This is a genomic window from Thermococcus sp. CX2 (assembly GCF_012027555.1).
Lineage (GTDB): Archaea > Methanobacteriota_B > Thermococci > Thermococcales > Thermococcaceae > Thermococcus.
This window is the reverse complement of sequence record NZ_SNUQ01000011.1, coordinates 1-403: the sequence shown is the minus strand read 5'-3', so window position 1 is coordinate 403 and position 403 is coordinate 1. Positions and strand designations below refer to the sequence as shown.

Annotated in this window: 1 pseudogene; it reads right to left on the bottom strand. The window is 49.1% G+C overall.

Annotated features, from left to right (window positions below):
• Positions 1 to 403, bottom strand: a pseudogene (locus tag E3E23_RS09905) (hypothetical protein); the annotation flags it as partial.

Sequence of the window (403 nt, the reverse complement as noted above, 5' to 3'; positions counted from 1 at the left end):
CTATCTCCACTATTTCCTTCTGAAGGAGTTCCTCGTCTTCAATCTTGGGCTTTATGTGGTAGTAGCCCTTCTGTATGAGGTGGGCCTCACGCTTTATCTTGGATTCTGGCTTTATTACAATGTAGAGCTTGTCGTGCCTGCTTGTGAGGAGTGCTATGGGGAAGTAGAGGATGCTCTGTCTCGGCAAAAGCGTCAGCGTGTACTCAAACTTCCTGATGTTGTCGCGGTTCACCTTGTAGTAAGCCCTGAAACCGATGTAGCCGCCGAGCCAGACGTAGTCCTTGTCCTCGGGCTTAACAACGTCCTCAATGCTTCTCAGGTAGTGCTGCATTATCTGGAGGTTCAGCTTTCTGCCTTTGAAAAATTGTATAGATGAAACGGCCGCAAGGGCCATAATCGCCAG